Source organism: Alloalcanivorax balearicus MACL04, from assembly GCF_025532145.1.
Classification (GTDB): domain Bacteria; phylum Pseudomonadota; class Gammaproteobacteria; order Pseudomonadales; family Alcanivoracaceae; genus Alloalcanivorax; species Alloalcanivorax balearicus.
This window is the reverse complement of sequence record NZ_ARXS01000022.1, coordinates 49,624-73,488: the sequence shown is the minus strand read 5'-3', so window position 1 is coordinate 73,488 and position 23,865 is coordinate 49,624. Positions and strand designations below refer to the sequence as shown.

Genomic DNA, 23,865 nt, shown 5'->3' with positions numbered 1-23,865 from the left:
AAAATGAACTCCGGCGCGGCGGCGTAAAGATTATGAACAGGCTCTACAGGAGAGACGGATGATAACGGTGGTCACTCCCGACGCGGAACAGGTTACGCGTTGGCTGCAGCAGGCGAATATCCAGCACTATATTTGTGATCAGTGCCATGGATTACACCTGAGTGAGTTGCAGTCCCGGGAAGGGGTGGTGGACGCGCGCTTGTTCGTCGAGGAAGACGGTTTGCTTCTGACCACCGAACTGGAGATTCGCCCCGGCGCCCTGTTCGCGGTGCAGGCGGAGCTTTCCGCTCTGAACATGCAATATCCGTCCCTGAAGCTGTTCCTGGACGTCAATGATGACTCCATGCCCAGGCTGGTGGCCTGCGACCTGCTGCTTGGACGTCAGGGCGTCACCTTCGATCAGTTCATCTATTTCGTGCAGGCCACCGTGGATGGCACGGTGCAACTGCTGGAAGAATGCCAGCAGGCGGGCTGGCTGTTCTGGCCCGACGAAGAGGGTGCGCCCACGGAGCCGGGCGCGCTGCACTGAGCGTTTCAGGACGCTTGAGAGCGTCCCTCCGAACGCTTGAGGATGAGCGTCCCGAGACGCTTGAGGATTCACCGAGGATCCTTCGCTGGAACCCACAATCAGCCCTTTCGATGCGCAGGCCGGTGAGCGGCGGGCGCAGCTCATCGACAACCTGGTGGCCCGTCATTACGCGGTCATGCCGGGCTATTTCCCCACACCCCTGATCCGCGCCCTGCGCCGCGAGGCGTTGTTGCGTGATGCCCGCGGCGAATTTCAGGAAGCCGGTATCGGCCGTCGCGAGGATCACCAGCATGATCAGCGCGTGCGCCGTGACCGCACCTGCTGGTTGAACGGCTCGACCCTGGCTCAGTGCCGCTTGCAGGAAGAGCTGGAACAACTGCGGCTGGCGGTGAACCGGGAGCTGTTTCTCGGGCTGTTCGATCTGGAAGCGCACTTCGCCATCTACGATCCAGGCGCCTTTTATCGACGCCACCTGGATGCCTTTCGCGGCAACTCCGGCCGCGTGTTATCGGTGGTGCTGTACCTGAATCAGAACTGGAACAGTGACCTGGGAGGCCGCCTGCGCCTGTGGCCAAAACCACACAGCCGCGTGGTGGATACGGAAGTGGAACCTCTGGGTGGCACGCTGGTGTGCTTCCTGAGCGAGCACATTCCCCATGAGGTGCTGGAGGCCCAGGCTCAACGGATCAGCATCGCCGGCTGGTTCCGCTGCAATAACACCACCGCCGAACGGCTCGATCCGCCGCGTTGAAGGACGCTGGATTTCCATCTTTACAGCGTCTGGCGAACTCCCCCTTGAAATCTTTTCACCACCCCCCATTTATCTCCCCGTGACCACAGCCGGCTGAAGTGTCACGTCCCAAACAGGCGTTCCGATGAGCGGGATGCCCGGTAAATTGTCCACCCCTTTGCCTGCGGGGAACGGGTGGTATGAATCTGGAGACGACGTGATGAATACTTTGGCACCTCTTTTTCGACACAGTGTGGGTTTTGACCGCTTCGACGAATGGCTGGACGGCCTGCGTTCCGACCAGTCCGGCGGTTATCCCCCGTACGACATTATCCGTGACGCCGATGGCCGTTATCAGGTGGTGATGGCGGTGGCCGGCTTCCGTGAGGCCGAGTTGACCGTGACGGTGCAGGAGAATGTTCTGCGCATCACTGGCAAACCCGGCGCCGAGGAGCAGCAGGGCCGAACCTGGCTGCATCGCGGTATTGCCCGCCGTGCCTTCGAGCGTACCTTCCGATTGGCCGACCACGTGCAGGTGGACAGCGCCGCGCTGAACGATGGCTTGCTGGTGGTGCATCTGAAACGGGTGGTTCCGGAATCCGAGAAAGCCCGTCAGGTCCCGATCAACAAGGATTGATACCAATATACTCAGGGGCCGGTAACACCGGTCCCTGACATTCCCTTTCGTTATCAGGCTCCCCTCTATATAGCCAACTTGTCTATTCAACGCCCTGACACCGTTGTCGGTGGCGGCGCAGAATCGAAGACACAAGCCCGGAATGCGCCGCGCCCCCTGACGGGAGAGCGCGTGATTCCGGCTTCGGACAAGGAGGCGGACCCATGAAACGCTTGTACTACGTTACCGGCACTCTCGACAGTGTCCAGAATATCTCCCGGGATCTGGACGTGACCGGGATCGACGAAGGCCGCATGCATGTTCTGGGCAAGGACTCCGGCCCGGTGATCCGGGCCCAACTGCACGCCACCACCATCTGGGAAGATACCGAGATCATGCATGCCGGTTTTCTCGGCGCTCTGTTCGGCGCGCTCGGCGGTTTCATCATCGGCTCGGCGCTGGTGGCGATGGAACCCTGGGGCCAGCAACTGGCGCTGAGCGTGGTGGTCTTCAGCACCCTTTTCTGCATGTGCTTTGGTGCCTGGTTGGGCGGCATCTACGGTATTTCCAGCCGCAACCACCACCTGCAGCCCTACTGGAAAGACGTGGAGGACGGCAACTACCTGGTGATGGTGGATGCCGATACCGAAGCCCAGGCGCGCCGGGTGGAGCGGATGATGGAGCAGCGTCACCGCGAGGCCAGGGATGTGGGGCACGAGGACGGTTTCAGTCCGTTCAATTGAACTTGCAATGGCATAAACGTTTGGCCACAATGCGCGCTCGCCTTTACGGGCGCGTTATGGCCGACCTGCCGGTCCCCTCGCAACGATAAATCGCGCAACCCGCCAGGCCCGGAAGGGAGCAACGGACGCGGTGGACTTGTGTGCCGAGGTGCGGCTGGCGGGAAGGCCTCCATCTCCCCTTTTCCTCACCGCGTCATCACAGCATTCTGTTCCCGTGCTGTTGCAACCCGGCCAGATTCGCTAGCATACGGCATTCGCCAAGCTTATTGCTTTTGCGAAGCCCGCATCCTTTTGGCTGGAGTACCATGAGTTACCAGGTTCTTGCCCGCAAGTATCGCCCGCGCACCTTCGATGAACTGGTGGGCCAGGAACACGTTTCCCGGGCGTTGATGCACGCGCTCGATCAGGATCGCCTGCATCACGCCTACTTGTTCACCGGTACCCGTGGTGTTGGCAAGACCACCATCGCCCGCATCCTGTCCCGCTGCCTCAATTGCGAGGAAGGCGTCAGCAGCCGACCCTGCGGCGTTTGTCCCACCTGTCGGGAAATCGGCGAGGGGCGTTTTGTCGATCTGATCGAGGTGGATGCCGCCAGTCGCACCAAGGTGGAGGATACCCGTGAACTGCTGGAAAACGTGCAGTACGCGCCCAGCCGTGGCCGCTACAAGGTCTATCTGATCGACGAAGTGCACATGCTCTCCGCGCACTCGTTCAACGCGCTGCTGAAGACGTTGGAGGAGCCGCCGCCCCATGTGAAGTTCCTGCTTGCCACCACCGATCCGCAGAAACTGCCGGTGACCGTGCTGTCGCGCTGCCTGCAGTTCAGCCTCAAGGCGTTACCGGCGGAACAGATCGCCCGCCACCTCAAGGACTTGCTCGAGCGGGAAATGATCCGTTTCGAGGAGCCGGCGCTGCTGGCGCTGGGCAAGGCCGCGCGCGGTTCCATGCGTGACGCTCTGAGTCTCACTGATCAGGCCATCGCTTTCGGCGGTGAGCAACTGACCACCGGTGCCGTGTCCGGCATGCTGGGTACCGTCGACCGCGCGCATGTGCGGACCTTGTTGCGGGCGCTGGCCGAGGATACACCGGCGGCGGTGCTGAATGCGCTGGCGTCGGTGTCCGAACACGCGCCGGATGAACTGGCGTTATTGGATGAACTGGTGTCGGCGCTGCACGAACTGGCGGTGATCCAGGCGCTGGGTGAAAGCGATGACGCCGACATGCAAGCGCTGGCCGGGGAGTTCACCGCTGAGCAGGTGCAACTCTATTACGATGTGGCCCTGCGTGGCCGCCGTGATGTGCAGGATGCCCCGGACAGCCGCGCCGCGCTGGAAATGACGCTGCTGCGCATGGTGCTGTTCTCGCCCAAGGGCGTGCTCGCTGCGGGGGAGGGCAACGCCCCGGCAAAAAAGCCTCAGCCAGCCCGTAACGACGCCCCCGCGGCGTCGGGCCCCGGCGCTATGAAGGCCATGCTTGACGGCGGCACCGTCAGTGCCAACCAGCAACCCGGGCCGCAACAGGCAGCCACGGTGAGCGCGCCGCCGGCTCAACAGGCGATGGCGGCAAAACCGGAGCCGGAGCCTGCTCCGGCCCCGCAGCCTGAAGTCCGCGACCAGCCTCGGAATGAATCAGAGTGTCCGCCGGAGCCGGCACCGCAGCCGGAAGCCGGAGCGGCAGCGCTGTCGCAGGCTTTGGAGACCGCGCCAGCGGCGCCCGAACCCGAAGCCGAGCCCGAACCGGAACCCAAGCCAGCCGCCGCCGAGCGTCCCGCACGCCAGCAGCCGGATCCCGAGCCGTTGGGCGAGCCCCGGGACGACAGCGAAATCGGTTCCTGGTGGGCGGCGTTGTTGATGCGGCTGCCGCTGGATGGCGCCGTGCGCCACCTGGCCCGCAACGCGGTGCTGGCGGAGCGTGACGAGCATCAGTGGACGCTGGAACTGAGCAGTGGCCACCAGGTGCTGGTCAACAATGAGCGCCTGGAGGAACTGGGCGGCGCGCTCAGTGATTACTTCCATCGCCGTATCCGGGTCCAGGTGCGTTACCATGAAGCGGTGGCCGGCACGCCGGAGCTGCTGGACCAGCAGCGCCGTCAGGAGCGGCTGGAAGAAGCGCGGGCATCACTGCTCGCCGACGACACCGTGCAAACGCTGATGAGCCGTTTCGGCGGCCGCCTCGACGAAGACAGTATTCGCCCCCGCGACTAGCCGCCGCCGGGGCCCCGTAACAGGTACCAAGACGATGGATTTCGACATGAACGACCTTCTCAAGCAGGCCCAGGCCATGCAGGAGAAGATGAAAAAAATGCAGGAAGACGCCGCCAACGCCGAAGTCACCGGTGAGGCCGGCGCGGGTTTGGTCAAGGTGGTAATGAATGGCCGCCATGACGTCAAGAAAGTGGAGCTCGACAGCAGCCTGATGAGCGAGGACAAGGAATTTCTCGAGGATCTGTTGGCCGCCGCCGTTAACGATGCGGTGCGCCGGGTCGAGCGCAGCCAGCAGGATGCCATGAAGAACATGGCCGGTGGTGGCCTTGGTGGCTTCCCGTTCCCGGGCATGTAACGGATTGATGTTATGAAGCATCCGCCCCTGGTGGAAACCCTGATTGAAGCTTTTACTTGCCTGCCCGGTGTGGGCCCCCGATCCGCACAGCGCATGACCTACGCGCTGCTGGAACGTGGCCGCGAGCAGGGGCGTGAGCTGGCAGGTGCATTGCAGGCGGCAATGGATGGCGTCAGCCATTGCGAGCGTTGCCGCAACTATGCTGAGCGGACCAATGCCGAGCAGAATCTGTGCGCGATTTGTTTGGATCCGCGCCGGGATCCGTCGCTGATCTGTATCGTGTCCTCACCGGCCAATGTGTTGGCGGTGGAGCAGTCCGGCGAATTCCGCGGTCATTACTTCGTGCTGATGGGCGAGCTGTCACCACTGGACGGTGTCGGGCCCCGGGAACTGGGCCTGGATGTGCTGGAGCAGCGCCTGCGTGACGGTGAAATCCGCGAGCTGATTCTGGCCACCGGCACCACCGTGGAAGGTGAAGCGACCGCTCACTATATCCTTGATCTGGCCCGGGAAGCCGGCGTCAGTGTCACTCGTATCGCTCAGGGGGTGCCCATGGGCGGCGATCTGGAGTTCGTTGACGGCGCCACCCTGGCCCAGGCCTTGCGTGCCCGCCGTCCGTTCGTGGATTAGCGGACAATTGAATTTTTGTGATGGGAAGCCTTGGTGCTTCGTAGACGGGTCTTGCGGGTCCCCCGGGTGTCCATGACCCGCCGTAAATACGTCCCTGTAGGCTTGCGTTCGGCGTCCTGCCTCACACAGTCATGGACACCCGGGGGACCCGCAAGACCCTCAGTCACAGCCAACCGAAGGGTTCTTCTTTCTTTTTTACCGTCGTCAAATTCGAAGCCGGGCATTTCAGAACTTGAGGAGTGTTGCCGGTCAGGGCGTTCCAGGACCGTGTTTGGCCAGGGATGGCCAAACCCGAGCTTACAGGGATGTACTTGTAGCGTGTCCTGGAACGCCCTGACTGGCAACACTCCCCCTCTAGAAAGGAAAAACGCCAGATTGAAGGGAAACTCTTCCCGCTAATCCGCGATGAACCTTTTTATGCTTGTGAGGGGGGAGCCCAGGGGTTTTATCTTTTGGCGTCCGGCGTGTCTTTTATTGCGCCCCCTCCCGCACCATGTAACAGTCTCCCTGGCTCGGAAAAATACAGAATAAGGAGAACAGCATGGCTTCGATTATCCTGCCCCGCGTGTTGGAAGTGGGCGCCGGCGCCATGGCGCGCCTGCCAGCGGTACTGCAAGGGCTCGGTTGCCGTAATCCGCTGATCGTCACCGATCGGATGATGGCGCAACTGGGTTATCTGGAGCACCTGCGGGGGCTGCTGGCGGAGGCGGGCATGGGCGGCGATGTGTTCGCCGATACTTTGCCGGAGCCCACCGCCGCTTCCCTGGAAGGCGGGTTGGCGATGGTGCGCGACGGTGATTATGACGCCGTGGTGGCCCTGGGTGGCGGCAGTCCCATCGACAGTGCCAAGGCCATTGCCGTGCTGGGCAAGCATGGCGGCGTAATCAATGATTACCGCTTCCCGCGTCAGGTGGATGAAGCCGGCTTGCCGGTGATCGCCATTCCCACCACCGCCGGCACCGGTTCGGAAGCCACCCGTTTCACCATCATCACCGACGAACGCACCGACGAAAAACTGCTCTGCGTCGGCGCCGCCTTCATGCCGGTGGCGGCACTGGTGGACTACGAACTGACCGTGTCAGTGCCCCCGCGTACCACCGCGGACACCGGCATTGACGCCATGACCCACGCCATCGAAGCCTACGTCAGCCGCAAGGCCAACGGTTACAGCGACAGCCAGGCTCTGGCGGCGTTGCGGTTGATCGGCCCTCATTTGCGTCGTGCCTATCACGATGGCGAGGACCGGGCGGCGCGGGAAGCGATGATGCTCGGCGCCACTCTGGCCGGGGTGGCTTTCTGCAACAGCTCGGTGGCGCTGGTACACGGCATGAGCCGTCCCATTGGCGCTTTCTTCCATGTGCCCCACGGCTTGTCCAACGCCATGTTGCTGCCGGCGGTGACGGAATATTCGCTGCCGGCGGCCTCGGCCCGTTACGCGGATTGCGCCCGGGCATTGGGGTTCGCCGGACTGGATGATGACGATGCCCGTGCCAACGCCAAACTGCTGGATACCCTGGTGGCGATCAACGACGAATTACAGGTGCCGACACCGGCGGGCTTCGGCATCGACCGCGACCGCTTCTTCGAGGTGCGTCACACCATGGCGGAGCAGGCCCTGGCCTCCGGTTCGCCAGGAAATAATCCTCGGGTGCCGGAAGCCGAGGAGATCGTGCGGCTTTATGAGGCGCTTTGGTGACCCGGGCTCTGCATCCGTTCGCATCGAATCAACCCTGAACCACGAAGCCGCTGTGGGAGCTTGCCTGCAAGCGAATCTTTTCGCCGGAAGCCGAATTCGCCAACAGGCTGGCTCCCGCAGCGGCTTCGTAGCCAGCTCCCACAGCAATCTGTGAGAGCCAGCCTGCTGGCGAATCCCGGCCTTCCGTCGTTGACGAATTCGACCTTCAGATTGCGCGTTCCGGTCTTTGTCCGGCCAGGCGGGTTTTGCTACCTTGTGAACCAAGCAAGCGCTAGGTATGGCTGATGCCAAGACGATAATCACAGGAGGTTCCGTGTCCGCACTCGATTATTTCAATGACACCCACCGGATGGTTCGGGAAACCGTCAAGGCCTTCGTCGAGCGGGAGATCCGCCCGCACGTGGATGAGTGGGAGGAGGCGGGGACTTTCCCCCGTGAGCTGTACGTCAAGGCCGCTCAGGCGGGGCTATTGGGGATTGGCGCGCCGGAGCGTTGGGGTGGCACCGGCGAGGATGTGTTCATGAAGGTGGCGGCCTGTGAGGAGATGGTACGCTGCACCTCCGGGGGCGTCGGCGCCAGCCTGGGCTCCCTGGACATCGGTTTGCCGCCGGTGTGGAAGTGGGGCAGTGAAGCGCTGCAGGAACGGGTGGTGCCGGCGGTGCTGGCGGGGGAGAAAATCTCCGCGCTGGCGATCACCGAGCCGGGCGGCGGTTCCGATGTGGCGAACCTGCGCACCCGGGCGGTCAAGGAGGGTGATCATTACCGGGTGAACGGCTCGAAAACCTTCATTACCAGCGGCGTGCGCGCGGACTATTACACCGTGGCGGTGCGCACCGGAGACGCGGGATTCGGCGGTATCAGTCTGTTGCTGGTGGAGAAGGGTACCCCCGGTTTCACGGTGGGCAGACAGTTGAAGAAAATGGGCTGGTGGGCATCGGACACCGCCGAGCTGTTCTTCGAGGATTGCCGGGTGCCGGTGGAAAATCTGATTGGCCCGGAGAACGGCGGTTTTTACTGCATCATGAGCAACTTTCAGATGGAACGCCTGATTCTGGCCGTCACCGCCAATATGACCGCCCAGGTGGCGTTTGAGGAAGCGCTGGCCTATGCCCGTGAGCGTCAGGCGTTCGGGCGGCCGCTGGCCGGTTTCCAGGTGACCCGGCATAAGCTGGCGGAAATGGCCACGGCGGTGAAAGCGAGCACCGAATTCACCTACCGGGTGGCGGCGCGCATCGCCGCCGGCGAGGATTGCGTGCTGGATGTGTCCATGGCCAAAAACCAAGCCACCCAGTGCGCGGACCGGGTAACCTGGGATGCGGTGCAGATCTTCGGTGGCAGTGGCTTCATGCGCGGAACCGTGGTGGAACGGCTGTTTCGCGACAACCGTATCCTCTCCATCGGCGGCGGTACCTACGAGATCATGAACGAGATTATCGCCAAGCGATTGGGGTTATAGGGAGCGACGCCCATCGCGGCTCACCAGCCGCGATGGGACCGTCCGCCTCCGGTGTTCAGGTACACTCCGCCCGTGACGGCTCCAGCTTGCAGCGAATCCGTTTTTGCAGGTTGAGCATGTCGGCATTATAGAAACCCTGCTGCTGCAACTGAACGCGGGCCTCCTGCATCATGACTTCGTATTCCTGCTTGTCGGCGTCGGGAATCTGTACCCACCACTTCTCGTTGACCGCCTCGGCCTCACGATCCAGTTGCTCGATCACCCGATCCAGAGTGTTGTAGAAGTACTCGCGGGATTTCTGTGCGATCTCTTCCGGGAAACGGGCCTTGGTGCCGATCAACTGAATCGAAAGCTGCATCAACGGATAGTCGATGATGCCGCCGTCCGGACTCAGCCCCTTATACAGTTCCAGTATTTCATAGGCGATCAGCGGGGCGGCGATCACGTCGACCACGCCGTTATTGAATTTGGTGGAAAAATTGGTGATGTCGGAGGACACCGGCGTGGCGCCCACCTGAGCCACCATGATGGCCTGGGTTTCATCGAACTCCAACACCGCTACTTTCTTGCCCGCGGCCTTGGCCAGCGAATTGATTTTCCGATCATTGACGAAGATGTAGGCGGCGCCCGCCGGTGCCACGCCGAGCACTTCATAGTCGCCGCTGGTCATGGGTTGGGCGCTGCGCGGATCGGACAAAACCTGCAGCAACACTTTCATATGATCCATGGTCGGCAAGCTGCCGATGGAATCGATGGTGCCACTGTATTGATTGAACTGGCGTCCTCGCAGGCCGGTGATCAGGGAAGCGTCGCAGACCCCGGCCTTGAGATCCTCGGCGGCGATGGCTTCATTGGTGTACGCCACCAGTTTGGCTTTCAGCCCCCATTGCAGCGCCGCGGTCTGCCAGTCCTTCATGGCGGTCATCACCGGACCAACGTTACCGGCCAAATCGAACACGCAGATACGCCTCTCAATTGGATCGGCGGCCTGGGCCAGGGAGACAGTCAGCGTGGCACACAGTGCCAGCACAACGCGAAGACTTCTTATCATGGTTATTGTCCTGCTTGTGAGTAAAGTTGGATCATCCCTAAGGAATAGATCATGGCGGTGGCGGGCATCACCGCTCAATACCGGAGCGACAGCCAGTGACGGCGCCCCGGTCTTCAAAATGACGGACGTTTCGGCAGGTGCGTAGACCGTGTTATTGAGGGCGTCCTTGGCAAGACGGCCACGCCGGCGCGGTTACCTCCGGCGCGGCCGTTCCGACTCAGAACCGCCGACTTAGAACTGATAGTTCCCGAGCCGGTTGGCGTGCTGGCGATAAAGGGTGACCGGATCGGTGCTGAACAGGTCATGCAGCCCGAGAACCTGGTTCACCTCATCCAGGTGGTTCATGCGATAGTCGTCGCGGATCACCATGCCCAGGTGGCTGGAGCAACTGCTTACCAGCCCATCGTTTTTCTCGCCGAGGAAAACGATGGAAGTGGCGCCGAGCAGGACGTCGGAAGGGTCGAGGAAATTGGTCAGCGGCTTGGCGCCACTCCAGGAGAAGTAAGAGACACCATTGCTGCCTTCCCTGGGACCTTCGCCGCAATACTCGCTGGGCATGCCTTCCGGATACTGCTGGTTGAAGGCGATGGTTTCCTCGGTGGTCAGGGCCTTCAAGGCCGCCAGGATGTCCTGTTCATTGCCGCCGCCGGAGAACAGATCGATCAGCCCGGCCAGGGCATTGCCGAGAAAGCCGATCAGGTCACCGCTGAAAGGCACGTCGTCGACCACGCCCTGCAGTACATCCGCCAGCCGGGCACCCCAGTTGACGCCGCCAACACCGGTGGCGGAGGCGACCATGTCCGGGTAGACCGAGGCCACGTAGCGGATGGTGGGGCTGCCGTGACTGTGGCCAATCAGGTTGACTTTCTCGGCGCCGCTGATGGCAAGAATATCCTCCACCTGTCGTGCCAGCTGCTCGCCGCGCACCTCGGTGTCCTGGGCGGCGGCGACCTGGGTAACGTAGACTTCGGCGCCGCTTCGTCGCAGTTCCTCGGGGATGCGATACCAATAGTCCACGCCGGCGGCGGTGTCGAAGCCGAACAGGCCGTGCACCAGCACGATGGGGTAACGGGTTTCGGTGTAGTCGTCGGCATGGGCGGCGCCGGCCAACCACGCAAACAGCAGGATGCCGAGCAGAGCCTTCAGCGGTTTTACTCCTGAGAAAGCGCTCAACGGGTTTGCTCTCAAAAGAGTCTTGATTGACGTTTTCATAAGCTTCCCTGTTTATCTGTTGTTTTCGGTATCTTTTGTCGAGCTCGTCGCGGATGGACCACAACATCAACCGCGCCGTGCTCTTTCTTGCCAATGACCGATTCCATCGGCCACCCTTTACCAAAGGAACCCGGTGGGTTCCGGACTGTTTGCCAACAGCCTGCTATGATCCTAACCAGAGAGAAACAGGTGTTCACTAATAAAAATGTCGTAATCCGACGAGCGGCACTTGCTGTCAGAGTGACGGTGTGCGGGTCGGGAGCGGCTGCCGTCGAGGACTGAACGTGAGCAAAGGACGCATATACACAATCCTGATCGTGCTGCTGGCGCTGGCGGGCCTGGGCATGTGGGGGTGGCCGGGAGGGGGCGATGGCTCCACGCCCGTGGTGGCGGCGCGCCAGACCCCGCTGCAGGCATCGGCGGCATCGGCATTGCATGATTACGCAGGGCGCGGCCGGGAACTGGCCGATTCACCGCCGCCGTCGTGGCGCGGGACCCGTCCGGACGGAGCTCTGGCCGAGGACGAGAACGGCAACCTGATCATCAACGAAGCGCTACGGCGTCGCTTCGACTATGTGTTGTCGGCCTTGGGCGAAGAGGATCTGGAGACACTCAAGGCGCGCCTGGCGGCGGATTTCGAGGCCCGGCTATCGCCGTTGGCGGCGGCCCGGGCCTGGGCACTGCTGCACCAGTATCTGGGCTATCGTGAGGCGCTGGCGGACTTGACACCGCCGGGGCAGGATCCAGCCGCGTTGCGCCAGAGTCTTGAGCAACGCCAGGCATTGCGGGACCGGTTTTTCGACGCCGTCACCGCCGAGGCGTTTTTCGGCTTCGAGGACCGTTACGCGGACTTCGCCCTGCAGCGGCGGCGCATTCTTGAGGACGACGATCTGGACGAAGCCACCAGGAGTGAGCGTCTGGATACGCTGGAAGCTTCCCTGCCGCCGGATTTGCGTGAGCAGGTGCGCGCCTCGCGGGAGCCGATGCGGGTACGTGAGGAAGTGCGGGCGTTGCGGGAAGACGGCGCATCGCAGCGGCGGATCGACCAGTTACGTGAGCAACGGCTGGGCCGGGAGGCGGCGGACCGGTTGGCGGAGCTGGACCAGCGCCGGGCGCTATGGCAGTCCCGTTACCAGGATTACCGCGAGCAGCGTCGTGTCATTCTGGAAAGCGGTCTGGCGCCGAGCGACCAGCAGACGGAAATAGAACGGTTGCGGGAGCGTTTGTTCGAGGCGGGGGAGCGGCGCCGGGTGGAAGTCCTGGACCGGAACCCGGGGCCGGATTCCTGAATCCCCCCGACGGCGGGCGCTGCCGGGGGGAGGGCTGTCAGGCTTTCCCTTGATTGGCCACCGCTTCGGCGGCCGCGGCGGCCGCTTCGGCGTCGCCCAGGTAGTAGTTTTTGATCGGCTTCAGGTTGTCATCGAGCTCATACACCATGGGAATACCGGTGGGGATATTGAGTTTGACGATTTCCTCATCGGAAATATTGCCCAGATGTTTGACCAGGGCGCGCAGGCTGTTGCCGTGGGCGCAGATCAGCACCTGCTTGCCGGCGCGGATATCCGGTTCGATCACGCTCTGGAAGTAGGGGACGAAACGGGCCACGGTGTCCTTGAGGCTCTCGGACAGCGGAATCTCGGCGTCGCCGAGACCACGATAAACGCGGAAACGGCCCGCGTAGCGCTCGTCGTCACGCTCCATCGGTGGCGGCGGGGTGTCGTAGCTGCGGCGCCACACCAGTACCTGCTCGTCACCGTATTTGGCGGCGGTTTCCGCCTTGTTCAGGCCTTGCAGGGCGCCGTAGTGACGCTCGTTGAGGCGGTAGTCACGCACCACCGGGATCCACATCTGATCCATGGTGTCGAGGATCGTCCACAGGGTGCGGATGGCGCGCTTGAGCACGGAAGTGTAGGCGATATCGAACTCGAAGCCCGCTTCTTGCAGCAGATCGCCGGCGGTTTTCGCTTCCGCCCGGCCTTGCTCGGTGAGATCCACGTCCTTCCAGCCAGTGAAACGGTTTTCCTTGTTCCAGACGCTCTGTCCGTGGCGGACCAGTACCAGTTTCGTGCTCATGGTTGATTCCTGTGCGGTTTTCAAGGCGCGCCAAGGTTAGCAGAAAGCGGATTACGGGCACACCTCCGGACGCCTTCGCATGGAGCCGGCGGGGCCTTGCCCGTATAATGCGCCCCATTCGGACGAGCCGGGAGCGGCATGAGCTATATATGGTGTGACAAAGACGAGCAGATCCAGGACTGGGCGCCAGCGGCGGGCCCGCTGTACCTGGATACCGAGTTCATGCGGGATCGGACTTACTGGCCACGGCTGGCTCTGGTGCAGGCGCACGATGGCGATGCCATCCGTCTCATCGATACCACCGGGGTGAGCGCGCCGGTGCTGGGCGCGGTGCTGGCGGACCGGTGTCTGGTGATGCACTCCTGTTCCGAGGATCTGGAAGCCCTGCAGTACTTCACCGGTGAATGTCCGCAGCACATTGAGGATACCCAGATCGCCGCCGCCCTGGTCGGCGAGGATATGCAAATGAGTTACCAGCGGCTGGTGGAACAGCAACTGGGGGTCGCGCTGCCCAAGGGCGCCACCCGTACCGATTGGCTCAGGCGGCCGCTCAGTGCCGAACAATTGAGCTACGCCGAGGACGACGTGAAGTACCTGCCCGAAGTGACCGGCCGTTTGCGTGAACGTCTCCGCGCCCTGGGCCGGGAAGCCTGGTGGCGGGAAGAGTGCGATCGTCTGGTGGTGGACGTGCGGCGCCGTGGGCAGGGCGGTGAGCCGTGGCATGCGGTCAAAGGTGCCGGAGCCCTGCAGGGCGAGGAACTGGCCGCCTTGGCGGCGCTGGCGCGCTGGCGCGAAGAGATGGCCCGGCAGCGTGATCTGCCGCGCAGTTTCGTGCTCAAGGACCCGGTGATGCTGGAGTTGAGCCAGCGCCGTCGCCTGGACCGGAGCGCGCTGCAATCGTTGGGATTGCACCCCAAGCTGATTCAGCGTGACGGAGAGCGGATCATCGCCTGTCTTGAGCAAGGCCGCCGGGAAACGCCGCCGGAGCCGCTGCCGGAACCGCTGGCCCGGCCGCAGCGGGATCAGGTCAAACAATTGCGCGATCGGGTGACCACCCTGGCCAATGATCTGGGATTGCAGCCGGAGGTGCTGGTGCGGCGCCGCTGGCTGGAAGCGCTGGTGCGTGATCCGGAGTCCTTGCCCGAGCCGTTGCGCGGCTGGCGCCGGGAGCCGGTCGCCGAGCCGTTGTTGGAGATGCTATGACGCTGCAAGGCAAGTTGTTCTGTTCTATCTACCGGAGCAGCCGCCGGTCTGAGATGTACCTGTTCGTGGCTCGCGCCAGGGGGCTGGAAGCGGTGCCGAAGGTGTTGCTTGAGCAATGCGGCAAGCTGATGCACGTCAGCGATATGATCCTGGATCCCAAGCGGCCGCTGGCACGGGCGGATGTGAGCAAGGTCATGGATGAGGTGCGCGATAAAGGGTTTTATCTGCAGATGCCGCCGCCGCCGGACGAGGATCTGTTTCTGGCCGCCGGCCACCCCGACAACCCGCGTGGGAAGCCGTCGTGACGCTGACGGATCCGCCTCTGCGCGAACGGTTCTGGACGCTGCCCCTGGGACAGCTCAATAGCCGGGAATGGGAAGCGCTGTGCGACGGTTGCGGGCGCTGCTGTCTGGTCAAGCTGGAGGACGAGGACAGCGGCGAGGTGGTGTTCACCGACCTCAGTTGCCGCTATCTCGATACTCGACGTTGCCGTTGTCAGGTGTACGTACAGCGACGGCGCAAAGTGCCGGGTTGCCTTCAGGTAACCGAGGAGATGGCCCGGTCCGACTGGCTGCCGGCCAGTTGCGCCTATCGACTGCGAGCCGAAGACAAACCGCTGCCTGAGTGGCACCCGTTGCTGTCCGGAGATCCGGGCTCGGTACGTGCCGCGGGAATCAGTGTTGCCGGCCGCGTGGTTCCGGAAAACCGGGTTGCGGAGCGGGACTGGGAAGATCATGTCATCCATTGGGTGGAAAACTGATCCGGACGGACTGACCCGGTCGATAGTGAGGTCGGCCCGGGACGTATAGAATGGCTCAAGTACGGAGAGCCTGTGTAGGCTTGAGAGCGTGAATGGGCTCCAGGGAGTAATTGTGACAACGAATGCCTATATGATGGGATGGCTGGCTTACGTTTTGGGAAGTCTGGGAGTGCTGGTGGTACTGTGGTATCTGACCCGCCCCCTGATGTCCTGGTTGAAAACCCTGCTGCGGGGTCTGGCGACCGCCGTACTGCTGACACCGTGGCCGGTGGCGGCCAATCAGGAAGAATGGGCGCCGGCCTGGGTGGTCAGTCTGTTCGACGGCTTGTTCGCCGGCAACGACAGTGGCCCCTGGCGGGCGGTGGCGCCGTTGGTGGCGGTACTGCTGGTGGCGTTTATCGTTGCCTTGCTGGAGTCCTGGCGCCAGCGCCGCAAAGCGGTGGCCGGGGCCGATGAGGATTATGACGACGACTGACTGCATTTTCTGCCGGATCCTGAACGGGGATGCCCCCGCCAGCGTGGTGTACCGGGACGAGCGGGCCGTGGTGTTGCTGGACCTGTTCCCGGTACGCGAAGCCCATTGCCTGGTGATTCCGGTGGCGCACCATGCGCTACTGGAAGAACTGGAGCCGGATCTGGCGGCCCACCTTTTTGAGCTGGCGCGGCGCACTATCCGTGCTCAGAAGCGGGCGGGGCTGGATGTCAAAGCTCACAACGTGGTGGTCAATGATGGCCGCGAAGCCAATCAGCACGTGCCCCATGTCCATCTCCACGTGATCCCCCGCCGTGGCGGCGATACCCTGGCCACGGCGCTGACCTGGGGGACCCGCATGATGAATGTGTTCGGCCTGTCGAAACGGCGCCACCGCCTGGATCGCCTTGCCGGGCTGCTGGCTGAGCATTTCCCAGGTACTGAAAGCTCCAGGTACTGAACGCGATCAGGACATCACGGTTCGTGGATCATTGCTGTCCCACAGTTTTGGGGCAGCCCGCTTACACGCAACACGCTGGCACGCTAACACGCCAATCGCGACTCAGCCGCTCCTGCGAAGACCTCTATAACCCGTTGTAGCGACCTCTGACGCCATGTCTCTGACGCTGCGGCAGGCTTGGGATTTGGCGTGCCAGCGTGTTGCGTGTAAGCGTGCCTGCGAATTATGCGACACCCGTGGGTCCCGGACCGCGATTCTTATTTGGCTCAATACTCCCTGGGCCGGCGACAGGCGCGGACTCTTAACGGCCAGCGTACCTTACGCGTCTTTTCTCCCCACGCTTGCTCCAATTGCGGCAGGAAATCCCGCAACGGATCCTTGCCGAAGCGGCGTGCTTTCGCCAAAGCCGACCAGGTGTCGAGATAGGCGGCCAGATCACGCCAGTGCCAATGGCGTTCGATACCCAGGCTCTCCGGCGCCTTGTGCTCCGGCCATGGCAGCGTCACGTTGCGATAGCCGCTGACCACGCTCCAGCGCGCCGCCGGCCACCAGGGCGCCAGGACCCGGTCGTGGAAATCGTCGATCAGATCCGGCAGCCCCTCCACCTGGCACAAGCCATAGCTGATGATGGCCAGCAGTGCATCCTCGCGCAGCACCCGTTCCGCTTCCTTGAAGAACATCGGCAATGGAAACCAGTGCAGTGCCTGGGCCACGGTGATCAGGTCGAAGCTGCCATCGGCGAAGGGCAGGGCGTCGGCGCGGGCGGCCAGATAGCGGCTGGCGCTGGCCGGAGCGCCCCGCAGTTGAGCGAGGCTGAGGTCGGCGCCGATGACCTGTTGGAAATGGCCTTCCAGGGAGCGGCACGCCTGGCCGGTGCCGCAGCCCAGGTCCAGCGCCCGCTGATGCTCGAAACACTGATCGCCGAGCCAGCGGAACAGGTTTTCCGGGTAGTCCGGCCGGTGCAGATGGTACTGCCCGCCCCGTTGAAACAACGAGGGACGGTCAGACATCGGGATCGTCGAACCGGGCCGCCCAGAGGGCGCCGTCGGTTCGCTCCAGATCAAGGGCAATGCCCGCGGACCAGCGTTGCGTGCCCTCGGCACACCAGGCAATGGTACCGAACAAGTGCAAGGCTCCGCCCTGGTTGGGTAGCTGCAGCCACAACTCCACGTCGGTGTCGGGCCGGATCGAATAGGGCAGTTCCACGCCCAGACCGGCACGGGATATATCCCGGCATGTCAGCGTGAGATCGTCGTCCTCCGTCGGTGGATCCTGGCGCAGACGCATGTTCAGGCCGTTCGGAGCGCGGTGGCGCGAATGACGACGTTGTTCCTTTACGTGCTTCATCGGCTTCACCCATAGATGAGACGGTCCACCAGGGCGGCGGCACCGGCGATGCACAGGGTTACGGCGACCAGAAAGAGCAACAAGAATAAGGCGGGACGAACGCTTTTCGGCAACGGCTCCGTGGGGCGGCGCCGGTACTGTTCTTCGCGGGTCTTGTCATTCATAAGCCGGACCTGCTTTTTTCGTATCAGGGGGCCTGATTATCCGCTATCGGCGCGATGAAGCAAGGCCGATAGCGGAAGCGAGTGGTCACATGGCGATCTGGATTTTCTGGAACAGCCACTGATGCAGGCCTTCCGACAGTAGCGGCAGATAGCTCACCAGCAGCAGCGCGGTGAACATCACCGCGATCGGCAGCAGATACTTCTCGTAGCGGCGGAAGAATGAGCCGTGGCGAAGCTTGGCGCTCTCCACCTCATCGTCGCCCACCACCTGGCGGGTGAGCAGATGGTTCACTGCCACCGGCGGAGTCAGATAACCCAACTCGAACGCCACCAGGGTGATCATCCAGAAATGCAGCGGGTCAATGCCGTTGTTGAAGGCGACCTGGGCGACGGTGGCGTTGACCAGTACCACGGCGCCGAAGGGCTCCATGATCATGCCGAGAATCACCATCGTCACCACCAGAATACTGGTGGCGATCCAGATCGAGGAGAAGGATTCCGGCAGCATTTCCACCAGCCCGGAGCGTTCGATCAGCCCGCCGGTGCCCACCGACAGGGCCATCAGCATCAGCATGGCGCCGATGTGGGTGGTGGTGTCATTGGTGGCGAAACGCAGGGACCCTTCCAGCTTTTCGGAGACCCCTTCCTCGGGGGCGTAGTGCGGATCCACCGCCTCGCTTTTCGCCATGCGCGGTGCGATCAGATAGTGCACCAGTAGAAATCCGGCCAGGAACAGGTTGCGCGAAAACAGGCCCCACAGATGATTTTGCAGCGTAATGTGGGTCCAGCCGGTGGGCAACTCGCCGCTTTGAAGGGCCTGGTAGCCCTGCCAGAGATCGTTGAAGGACAGTGCGATCATGGGCACCAGGAACAGGGCGAACAGATGCAGCAGGTGATGGCTGAGTTTTTCGTAGAACAGCACGGCCAGCAACATCACCGGCAGGATGATGGGCGCGGAAAACTCATCCAGTTGACGGTCCAGAACGTCGCTGAACAGTACCAGTACAGCGCCGACAACAATGGCGTAAGGCAGCAGTGGCACCAGACGTTTGAGACTGGCGGGAACGGCTTCGGAGAACGGCGCGATGCGGGCCGGCGAGGTGCGCGCGAACTGACTGTAAATGAAGAACAGCAGCAGGCTGAGCATGAATACCTTGAGGCCGGAACTGAACAGTTCGGTGGTGGTGACGTTTTTGTTAAGCGCGGCGATAATCACCACCAGCAGGCAGGGACGCAACACCACACCCATGGAACCGGACATGGCGGTGGTGGCCAGGGCCAGCTGTTTACGGGCGCCGGCCCGGATCATCTCATTGTAGACGGTGGCCCCGGCGGCGATCACGAAGATACCGGAGGCGCCGGTGTAGGCGGTGGGCACGGCGGTGACCGCCAGTACCACGAAGGCCATCAGTTCCGGTGACATGCGCCAGGGCCGCAGCACGTCGAACACCAAATGGGTCAGCCGGGTCTGTCTCAGCATCATGCCGATCCAGATGTACAGCGCCAGATTCAGAAACATGGTGGACATTTCCATCATGATTCCCAGGTACACGGCGATGCCGTGGTAGTAGCCCTGGCTGATGAACTGGGAGGACGCCGACAGACACATGAAGGTGTAAAGCGGAATGGTCAGCAGGGCCTTACCCCAGGAGCCGCCGGATTCCAGTCCCTTGGGAAAGCGGATCAACTGATACAGCGACGCCGCGGTCAGCACGGCGAAGCCGGCGATCCAGAACTGATGCAAGTAGAAGTGACCGACCCGTACGCCGGATTCCATTGCCGCCGCTTCCTCGACGCGGTAGACGGTGGCCGAAAGCAGCAGCAGGGCATTGGCGGCCAGCTGCGCGCTGGTGGAAACAATATGGTCCTTTACCGTACGCTGCGGGCGCAGGGCGATATGATGCCGGCCCAGCGTGGTGCGGGTGGCGCAGATCATCAACAGCAGGCAAAGCAACAGACGTTTGTAATCGCCCAGTGAGGACACCACCCAGGCCACGCCGCCTTCCACATTGCGAAACATCACCACCGAAGGGGTGACCCTTTCCTGAATGATCTGGTAGCGGTCCCATTTTCCCCGGCAGTTCTCCCGTGACCGCTGCAGTGACTGACGGATGGCGTCTTCGTTGACGCTGGGTGTGCCCAGCACGCCGGCAAGTGGATCGTTGGCGGCTTCGGCCTTCCGCCTTTGCAGGGTTTCCCGGGTCAGCCGGTTGATATCCGGATCGGGATTGCAGGTCGGTTCCTCCATGAGACCGGCGCCACGCAGCAGGAAATAACTTTCCCAGGTGTTTTCCCCGATCTTGAGCAACTGTGAATGGATGATCTCTCCGGATGAGAGAAACAGTGCCAGCAACAGTACCAACAGGGTTGGTAATGAAGAAAACCATTCCGCCGGCGACCGCTGAAGCCAGTGCCCGCTGTCTCTCTTCACGGTTTCCCCCATGGCTCTTTCTTCCATCGCCCCTTCTCCTTCTTATTGGTATGGATTGTTTTTATCGGTGTTGCGTTCCGTCTTTTTGTCTCTTGGCGTTTAACACAAAAGGGGCCCGCGAGAGCCCCTTCCTGTGGTTACGGTGTTTATTTACACCGGGTGATTACATGGCCACCTGTATCTTGTGGAACAGCCATTGGTGCAGCCCCTCGGACATCAGCGGCAGATAGCTTACCGCCAGCAGCGCCGTCAGCATCACCGCGATGGGCAGCAGGAACTTCTCGTAGCGGCGGAAGAAGGAGCCGCTGTGAAGTTTGGCGCTTTCCACCTCGTCGTCACCCACCACCTGCCGGGTCAGCAGATGGTTGAGGGCCACCGGCGGGGTCAGATAACCCAATTCGAACGCCACCAGCGTAATCATCCAGAAGTGCAACGGATCAATACCGTTGTTGAACGCCACCTGAGCGATGGTCGCGTTCACCAGAATCACCGCGCCATAGGGATCCATGATCATACCGATGACTACCATGGTCACTACCAGAATGGTCATCGCGATCCAGATCGAGGAGAACGCTTCGGGTAGCATTTCCATCAGACCGGAGCGTTCGATGATACCGCCGGTGCTCACGGACAGTGCCATCAGCATCAACAGTGCGCCGATGTGGGTGGTGGTCTCATTGGTGGAGAAGCGCAGAGAGCCTTCCAGTTTTTCCGAGACGCCTTCCTCTGGAGCGTAGTGAGGGTCGGTATCGCCATTGCCTTTCATGCGGGGCGCCACCAGGTAGTGAACGACGATAAAGCCACCGAGAATCACATTGCGCCAGAACAGTCCCCAAAGATGATTTTGCAGTGTCACGGTGGTCCAGCCGGTGGGGATTTCGCCGCTCTGCAAGGCCTGATAGCCGTTCCAGGTGTCCATGAAGGACATCGCCAGCATGGGGATTAGCGCCAATGCGAACAGGTGCAGAAAATGGCGGCTGAGTTTTTCGTAGAACAGCACGGCCAGCAGCATCACCGGCAAAATGATCGGGGCGGAGAACTCATCCAGATGACGGTTAAGAACGTCGCTGAAGAACACCAGCACGGTGCCGACCACGATGCCGTAGGGCAGCAGCGGTATCAGACGTTTCAGACTGTGCGGCAGAGCCTCGGAGAACGGCGCGATGCGGGCCGGGGAGGTGCGCGCGAATTGACTGTATATAAAGAACAGCACCAGGCTGAGAATGAAGATCTTGATACCGGAATTGAACAGCTCGGCGGTGGTCACGCTCTTGTTCAGCGCGGCGATGATTACCACCAGCAGACAGGGGCGCAGTACCACCCCCATGGAGCCGGACATGGCGGTGGCGGCCAGGGCCAGTTGTTTGCGCGCGCCGGCGCGGATCAGCTCGTTATAGATAGTGGCCCCGGCGGCGATCACGAAGATACCGGAAGCGCCGGTGTAAGCGGTGGGGATGGCCGCCACGGCCAGCACCACGAAGGCCATCAGTTCCGGTGACATTTTCCATGGTCGCAGTACATCGAACACCAGATGGGCCAGCTTGGTCTGCTTGAGCATCATGCCGATCCAGATGTACAGCGCCAGGTTCAGGAACAGCGTGGACATCTCCATCATCATGCCCAGGTACACGGCGATGCCGTGGTAATAACCCTGGCTGAGGAACTGCGCCGACGCGGTCAGAGCCATGAACGTGTAAAGCGGAATGGTGAGCAGGGCCTTGCCCCAGGAGCCACCGGATTCCAGATCCCTGGGGCGGCGTATCAACTGATACAGGGAAGAGGCGGTGAGAATGGCAAAGCCGGCGATCCAGAATTGGTGCAAATAGAAATGGCCGACGCGCACGCCGGACTCCATGGCGGCGACTTCCTCCATGCGATAAACGAAAGCGGAGGAAAGCAGCAGCGCATTGGCTATCAACTGTGCCGTGGTGGAAACAAGATAGTCCTTTACCGTCCGTTGCGGCCGCAGAGCGATATGGTGCCGGCCCAGTGTGGCAGTGGCGGCGCAGATTAGTACCAGCAAACACAATAAAAGGCGTTTGTAGTCGCCAAGCGTGGAGACGATTTTCGCCACGCCGCCCTCGACGGTGCGGAAGGCGATGACACCGGGTGTAACCCTTTCCTCTATGGTCTGGAAGCGCTCCCAGCGAGTCCGGCAGTTTTCCCTGGAGCGCTCCAGAGACTGACGGATCGCGTCCTCGTTGACCTCCGAGGTGCCGAGCACGTCCGCCAGCGGATCATCAGCGCTTTCCTGTTGGCGCTTGCGTACCGTTTCCCGGGTGAGCTGATCGATGTTCGGGTCCGGGTTACAGGTTGGCTGTTGCACCATGCCGGCGCCACGCAGCAGGAAATAACTCTCCCAGGTATTTTCACCTATCTTCAATAACTGGGAGTGAATAATTTCACCGGAAGAAAGAAAAATCGTCAGCAGAAGGATGATCAGGGTCGGCAGGGAGGATACCCATTCCTTGATGGAACGGTTCGCCACGGTAAAGGTTGGTTTATCCATTTTTCACCCGGTTTTTGTTATGCCAGCAATGAGATCGCCGCGTATGAAAACGACCTTTTCGAGCGAGCATATACTTCACCCCTTCGCGCCGGTATGGCCGAAGCGCCGGAAGTGGTGGAGGGAATGGAGAACGGGGCCGGATGCCGGCCCCGCGGTTTCAGCTGTTACTCTTGAGGGTTGGCGCATTCCGCGCGGGAAGGGTCGTACTTGCAACGTACCTTCAGCAGAAGGTTGGTCAGGTCCTTGCTGTAAATACCGTCCTGGGTCATCTCGATACGAGCCTCACGCAGCATCTCGTCATAGCCACGCTTGTCTTCCTCGGGCAGCTCGATCCACCACTTCTTGTCCACCTCGTTTTCCGCGTTGTTGATGATGGTCATGGCGCGGTCAAACTGGCCGAACATGAATTTGCGGGACTGCTTGACGAAATCCTCGGAGAAGCGGTCCTTGCGCAGCACGATCTGATTGGTGAGCTGGCCCAGCGTATAGCGGATGATGCCACCGTCGGGTTGCAGCCCCTTGTACAGTTCGAGCGCGGAATAAGCCACCACCGGAGCGAAGCAGATATCCACGGAGTTGTTGTTGAAGCGGCCGGCGAAGTTGGTGATGTCCGACAGTACCGGAGACATGCCCACCTTGGCGGCCATTTGCGCCTGGGCGGGGTCGTATTCCATTACCGAGATGGACTTGCCGGACAAAGCGTTGACGTTGTTAATGGCCCTGTCCTTGACGAAAAGATAAGCCGCGCCCATCGGCATCAGGCCGCCAATGGTGTAGGGCCCGGAGGTCATTTTTTCGTTGATGGACGGGGTGTCGCTGGACAGCACCTGGATCACGGTGCGCAGATGCTCGTAATCCGGAATCGCGCCGATCGCTTCCATGCTGCCGGAGTAGTGGTTGAACTGGCGTACCCGCAGACCGGTCAGCACCGCGCCGTCGCACTGCCCGGCCTTGAGGGCCTCGGCGGTGATCTTCTCGTCGGTGTAGGGCTTGAGGTCGATGTCGGCTCCCCAACCGGCGGCGGCGGTACGGTAGTCCTTCATCACGTTGTAGACGTCGCCACTGGCACCGATGATGTCAAAGACACACAAGGTCCGTTTCTCGGCGGCATTGGCGCCGGCGGCGGCCAGGCCCAGTACGGTCGCCATCACGGCGGTTAACGCTTTCTTGTAGCGCATGAGATCGTCTCTCCTGGTTTTTTTGATTATCGGGAGGAGAGCCTTC

General features: G+C 61.8%; 24 protein-coding genes and 1 other RNA gene. 16 read left to right on the top strand and 9 right to left on the bottom strand.

Annotated elements, in window-relative coordinates; all coding sequences use genetic code 11:
- Positions 1-58 precede the first annotated feature (58 nt).
- The 10 genes from MA04_RS16645 to MA04_RS16600 all read left to right on the top strand — a co-directional run bounded on the left by MA04_RS16645 (position 59) and on the right by MA04_RS16600 (position 8,959).
- Positions 59-529 carry a YbjN domain-containing protein gene (locus MA04_RS16645; protein ID WP_063139843.1) on the top strand — a complete coding sequence of 157 codons (471 nt, stop codon included), beginning with the start codon at positions 59-61 and terminating at the stop codon, positions 527-529.
- 154 nt (positions 530-683) lie between these two features.
- The gene (locus tag MA04_RS16640; RefSeq protein WP_316252620.1) at positions 684-1,280 is read left to right on the top strand and encodes a 2OG-Fe(II) oxygenase; all 597 of its coding nucleotides are present in this window, start codon (positions 684-686) and stop codon (positions 1,278-1,280) included.
- A gap of 199 nt (positions 1,281-1,479) precedes the next feature.
- On the top strand, positions 1,480-1,896 hold the full coding sequence (locus MA04_RS16635; protein WP_080531218.1) for an Hsp20 family protein: 417 nt from the start codon (positions 1,480-1,482) through the stop codon (positions 1,894-1,896).
- A 203-nt stretch (positions 1,897-2,099) separates the two neighbouring features.
- Complete coding sequence (locus MA04_RS16630; protein WP_262461649.1) at positions 2,100-2,618, top strand: hypothetical protein; 519 nt, start codon at positions 2,100-2,102, stop codon at positions 2,616-2,618.
- A gap of 66 nt (positions 2,619-2,684) precedes the next feature.
- An RNA gene (gene ffs / locus MA04_RS16625) (signal recognition particle sRNA small type) lies at positions 2,685-2,781 on the top strand.
- A 142-nt stretch (positions 2,782-2,923) separates the two neighbouring features.
- Positions 2,924-4,822, top strand: coding sequence for a DNA polymerase III subunit gamma/tau (gene dnaX, locus MA04_RS16620; RefSeq protein WP_262461647.1), 1,899 nt, complete (start codon positions 2,924-2,926; stop codon positions 4,820-4,822).
- Between the two features lie 34 nt (positions 4,823-4,856).
- Positions 4,857-5,177, top strand: a complete 321-nt coding sequence (locus tag MA04_RS16615) for a YbaB/EbfC family nucleoid-associated protein (protein WP_163126040.1) — start codon at positions 4,857-4,859, stop codon at positions 5,175-5,177.
- A gap of 12 nt (positions 5,178-5,189) precedes the next feature.
- Entirely contained in the window at positions 5,190-5,807 is a 618-nt protein-coding gene (recR, locus tag MA04_RS16610) for a recombination mediator RecR (RefSeq protein WP_262461646.1), read from the top strand.
- A gap of 541 nt (positions 5,808-6,348) precedes the next feature.
- A complete protein-coding gene (locus MA04_RS16605; RefSeq protein ID WP_163126038.1) occupies positions 6,349-7,503 on the top strand; it encodes an iron-containing alcohol dehydrogenase in 1,155 nt (384 codons plus the stop codon).
- Positions 7,504-7,816: 313 nt separating this feature from the next.
- Complete coding sequence (locus MA04_RS16600) at positions 7,817-8,959, top strand: acyl-CoA dehydrogenase family protein (protein ID WP_063139839.1); 1,143 nt, start codon at positions 7,817-7,819, stop codon at positions 8,957-8,959.
- Between the two features lie 55 nt (positions 8,960-9,014).
- Here MA04_RS16600 and MA04_RS16595 read toward each other — a convergent pair whose 3' ends face one another.
- Both MA04_RS16595 and MA04_RS16590 read right to left on the bottom strand, forming a co-directional pair.
- A complete protein-coding gene (locus MA04_RS16595; RefSeq protein ID WP_163126036.1) occupies positions 9,015-10,010 on the bottom strand; it encodes a putative solute-binding protein in 996 nt (331 codons plus the stop codon).
- A gap of 231 nt (positions 10,011-10,241) precedes the next feature.
- The gene (locus tag MA04_RS16590) at positions 10,242-11,222 is read right to left on the bottom strand and encodes a lipase family alpha/beta hydrolase (RefSeq protein ID WP_316252619.1); all 981 of its coding nucleotides are present in this window, start codon (positions 11,220-11,222) and stop codon (positions 10,242-10,244) included.
- Between the two features lie 284 nt (positions 11,223-11,506).
- On the opposite strand from MA04_RS16590, the gene MA04_RS16585 reads away from it, so the two are divergent.
- Positions 11,507-12,511 (top strand): lipase secretion chaperone, encoded by a 1,005-nt coding sequence (locus tag MA04_RS16585; protein ID WP_163126034.1) that lies wholly within the window; start codon positions 11,507-11,509, stop codon positions 12,509-12,511.
- A gap of 37 nt (positions 12,512-12,548) precedes the next feature.
- On the opposite strand, the gene gpmA is transcribed toward MA04_RS16585, so the two are convergent.
- On the bottom strand, positions 12,549-13,295 hold the full coding sequence (gpmA, locus tag MA04_RS16580) for a 2,3-diphosphoglycerate-dependent phosphoglycerate mutase (RefSeq protein ID WP_163126032.1): 747 nt from the start codon (positions 13,293-13,295) through the stop codon (positions 12,549-12,551).
- 138 nt (positions 13,296-13,433) lie between these two features.
- On the opposite strand from gpmA, the gene rnd reads away from it, so the two are divergent.
- The 5 genes from rnd to MA04_RS16555 all read left to right on the top strand — a co-directional run bounded on the left by rnd (position 13,434) and on the right by MA04_RS16555 (position 16,190).
- Positions 13,434-14,498 (top strand): ribonuclease D, encoded by a 1,065-nt coding sequence (gene rnd, locus MA04_RS16575; RefSeq protein ID WP_163126030.1) that lies wholly within the window; start codon positions 13,434-13,436, stop codon positions 14,496-14,498.
- The gene (locus MA04_RS16570) at positions 14,495-14,803 is read left to right on the top strand and encodes a YcgL domain-containing protein (RefSeq protein ID WP_163126028.1); all 309 of its coding nucleotides are present in this window, start codon (positions 14,495-14,497) and stop codon (positions 14,801-14,803) included. The genes rnd and MA04_RS16570 overlap by 4 nt, the downstream gene beginning before the upstream one ends.
- Positions 14,800-15,258 (top strand): YcgN family cysteine cluster protein, encoded by a 459-nt coding sequence (locus MA04_RS16565; RefSeq protein ID WP_205475417.1) that lies wholly within the window; start codon positions 14,800-14,802, stop codon positions 15,256-15,258. Before MA04_RS16570 ends, MA04_RS16565 begins: the two co-directional genes overlap by 4 nt.
- A 112-nt stretch (positions 15,259-15,370) precedes the next feature.
- Positions 15,371-15,733, top strand: coding sequence for a hypothetical protein (locus MA04_RS16560; protein WP_231504719.1), 363 nt, complete (start codon positions 15,371-15,373; stop codon positions 15,731-15,733).
- Positions 15,720-16,190: an HIT family protein gene (locus MA04_RS16555; protein WP_022996422.1), complete on the top strand. Its 471-nt coding sequence runs from the start codon at positions 15,720-15,722 to the stop codon at positions 16,188-16,190. Before MA04_RS16560 ends, MA04_RS16555 begins: the two co-directional genes overlap by 14 nt.
- A gap of 266 nt (positions 16,191-16,456) precedes the next feature.
- Here the strand turns inward: MA04_RS16555 and MA04_RS16550 are convergent, their stop codons facing one another.
- The 6 genes from MA04_RS16550 to MA04_RS16525 all read right to left on the bottom strand — a co-directional run bounded on the left by MA04_RS16550 (position 16,457) and on the right by MA04_RS16525 (position 23,819).
- Positions 16,457-17,200, bottom strand: coding sequence for a class I SAM-dependent methyltransferase (locus tag MA04_RS16550; protein ID WP_163126026.1), 744 nt, complete (start codon positions 17,198-17,200; stop codon positions 16,457-16,459).
- Positions 17,193-17,537, bottom strand: coding sequence for a PilZ domain-containing protein (locus tag MA04_RS16545; protein WP_163126024.1), 345 nt, complete (start codon positions 17,535-17,537; stop codon positions 17,193-17,195). Before MA04_RS16545 ends, MA04_RS16550 begins: the two co-directional genes overlap by 8 nt.
- Positions 17,538-17,542: 5 nt before the next feature.
- The gene (locus MA04_RS16540; protein WP_014995326.1) at positions 17,543-17,701 is read right to left on the bottom strand and encodes a hypothetical protein; all 159 of its coding nucleotides are present in this window, start codon (positions 17,699-17,701) and stop codon (positions 17,543-17,545) included.
- 85 nt (positions 17,702-17,786) lie between these two features.
- Positions 17,787-20,159 (bottom strand): TRAP transporter large permease subunit, encoded by a 2,373-nt coding sequence (locus tag MA04_RS16535; protein ID WP_163126022.1) that lies wholly within the window; start codon positions 20,157-20,159, stop codon positions 17,787-17,789.
- Between the two features lie 136 nt (positions 20,160-20,295).
- Positions 20,296-22,641: a TRAP transporter large permease subunit gene (locus MA04_RS16530; protein ID WP_163126019.1), complete on the bottom strand. Its 2,346-nt coding sequence runs from the start codon at positions 22,639-22,641 to the stop codon at positions 20,296-20,298.
- 164 nt (positions 22,642-22,805) lie between these two features.
- Entirely contained in the window at positions 22,806-23,819 is a 1,014-nt protein-coding gene (locus MA04_RS16525; protein ID WP_163126017.1) for a putative solute-binding protein, read from the bottom strand.
- Positions 23,820-23,865 lie beyond the last annotated feature (46 nt).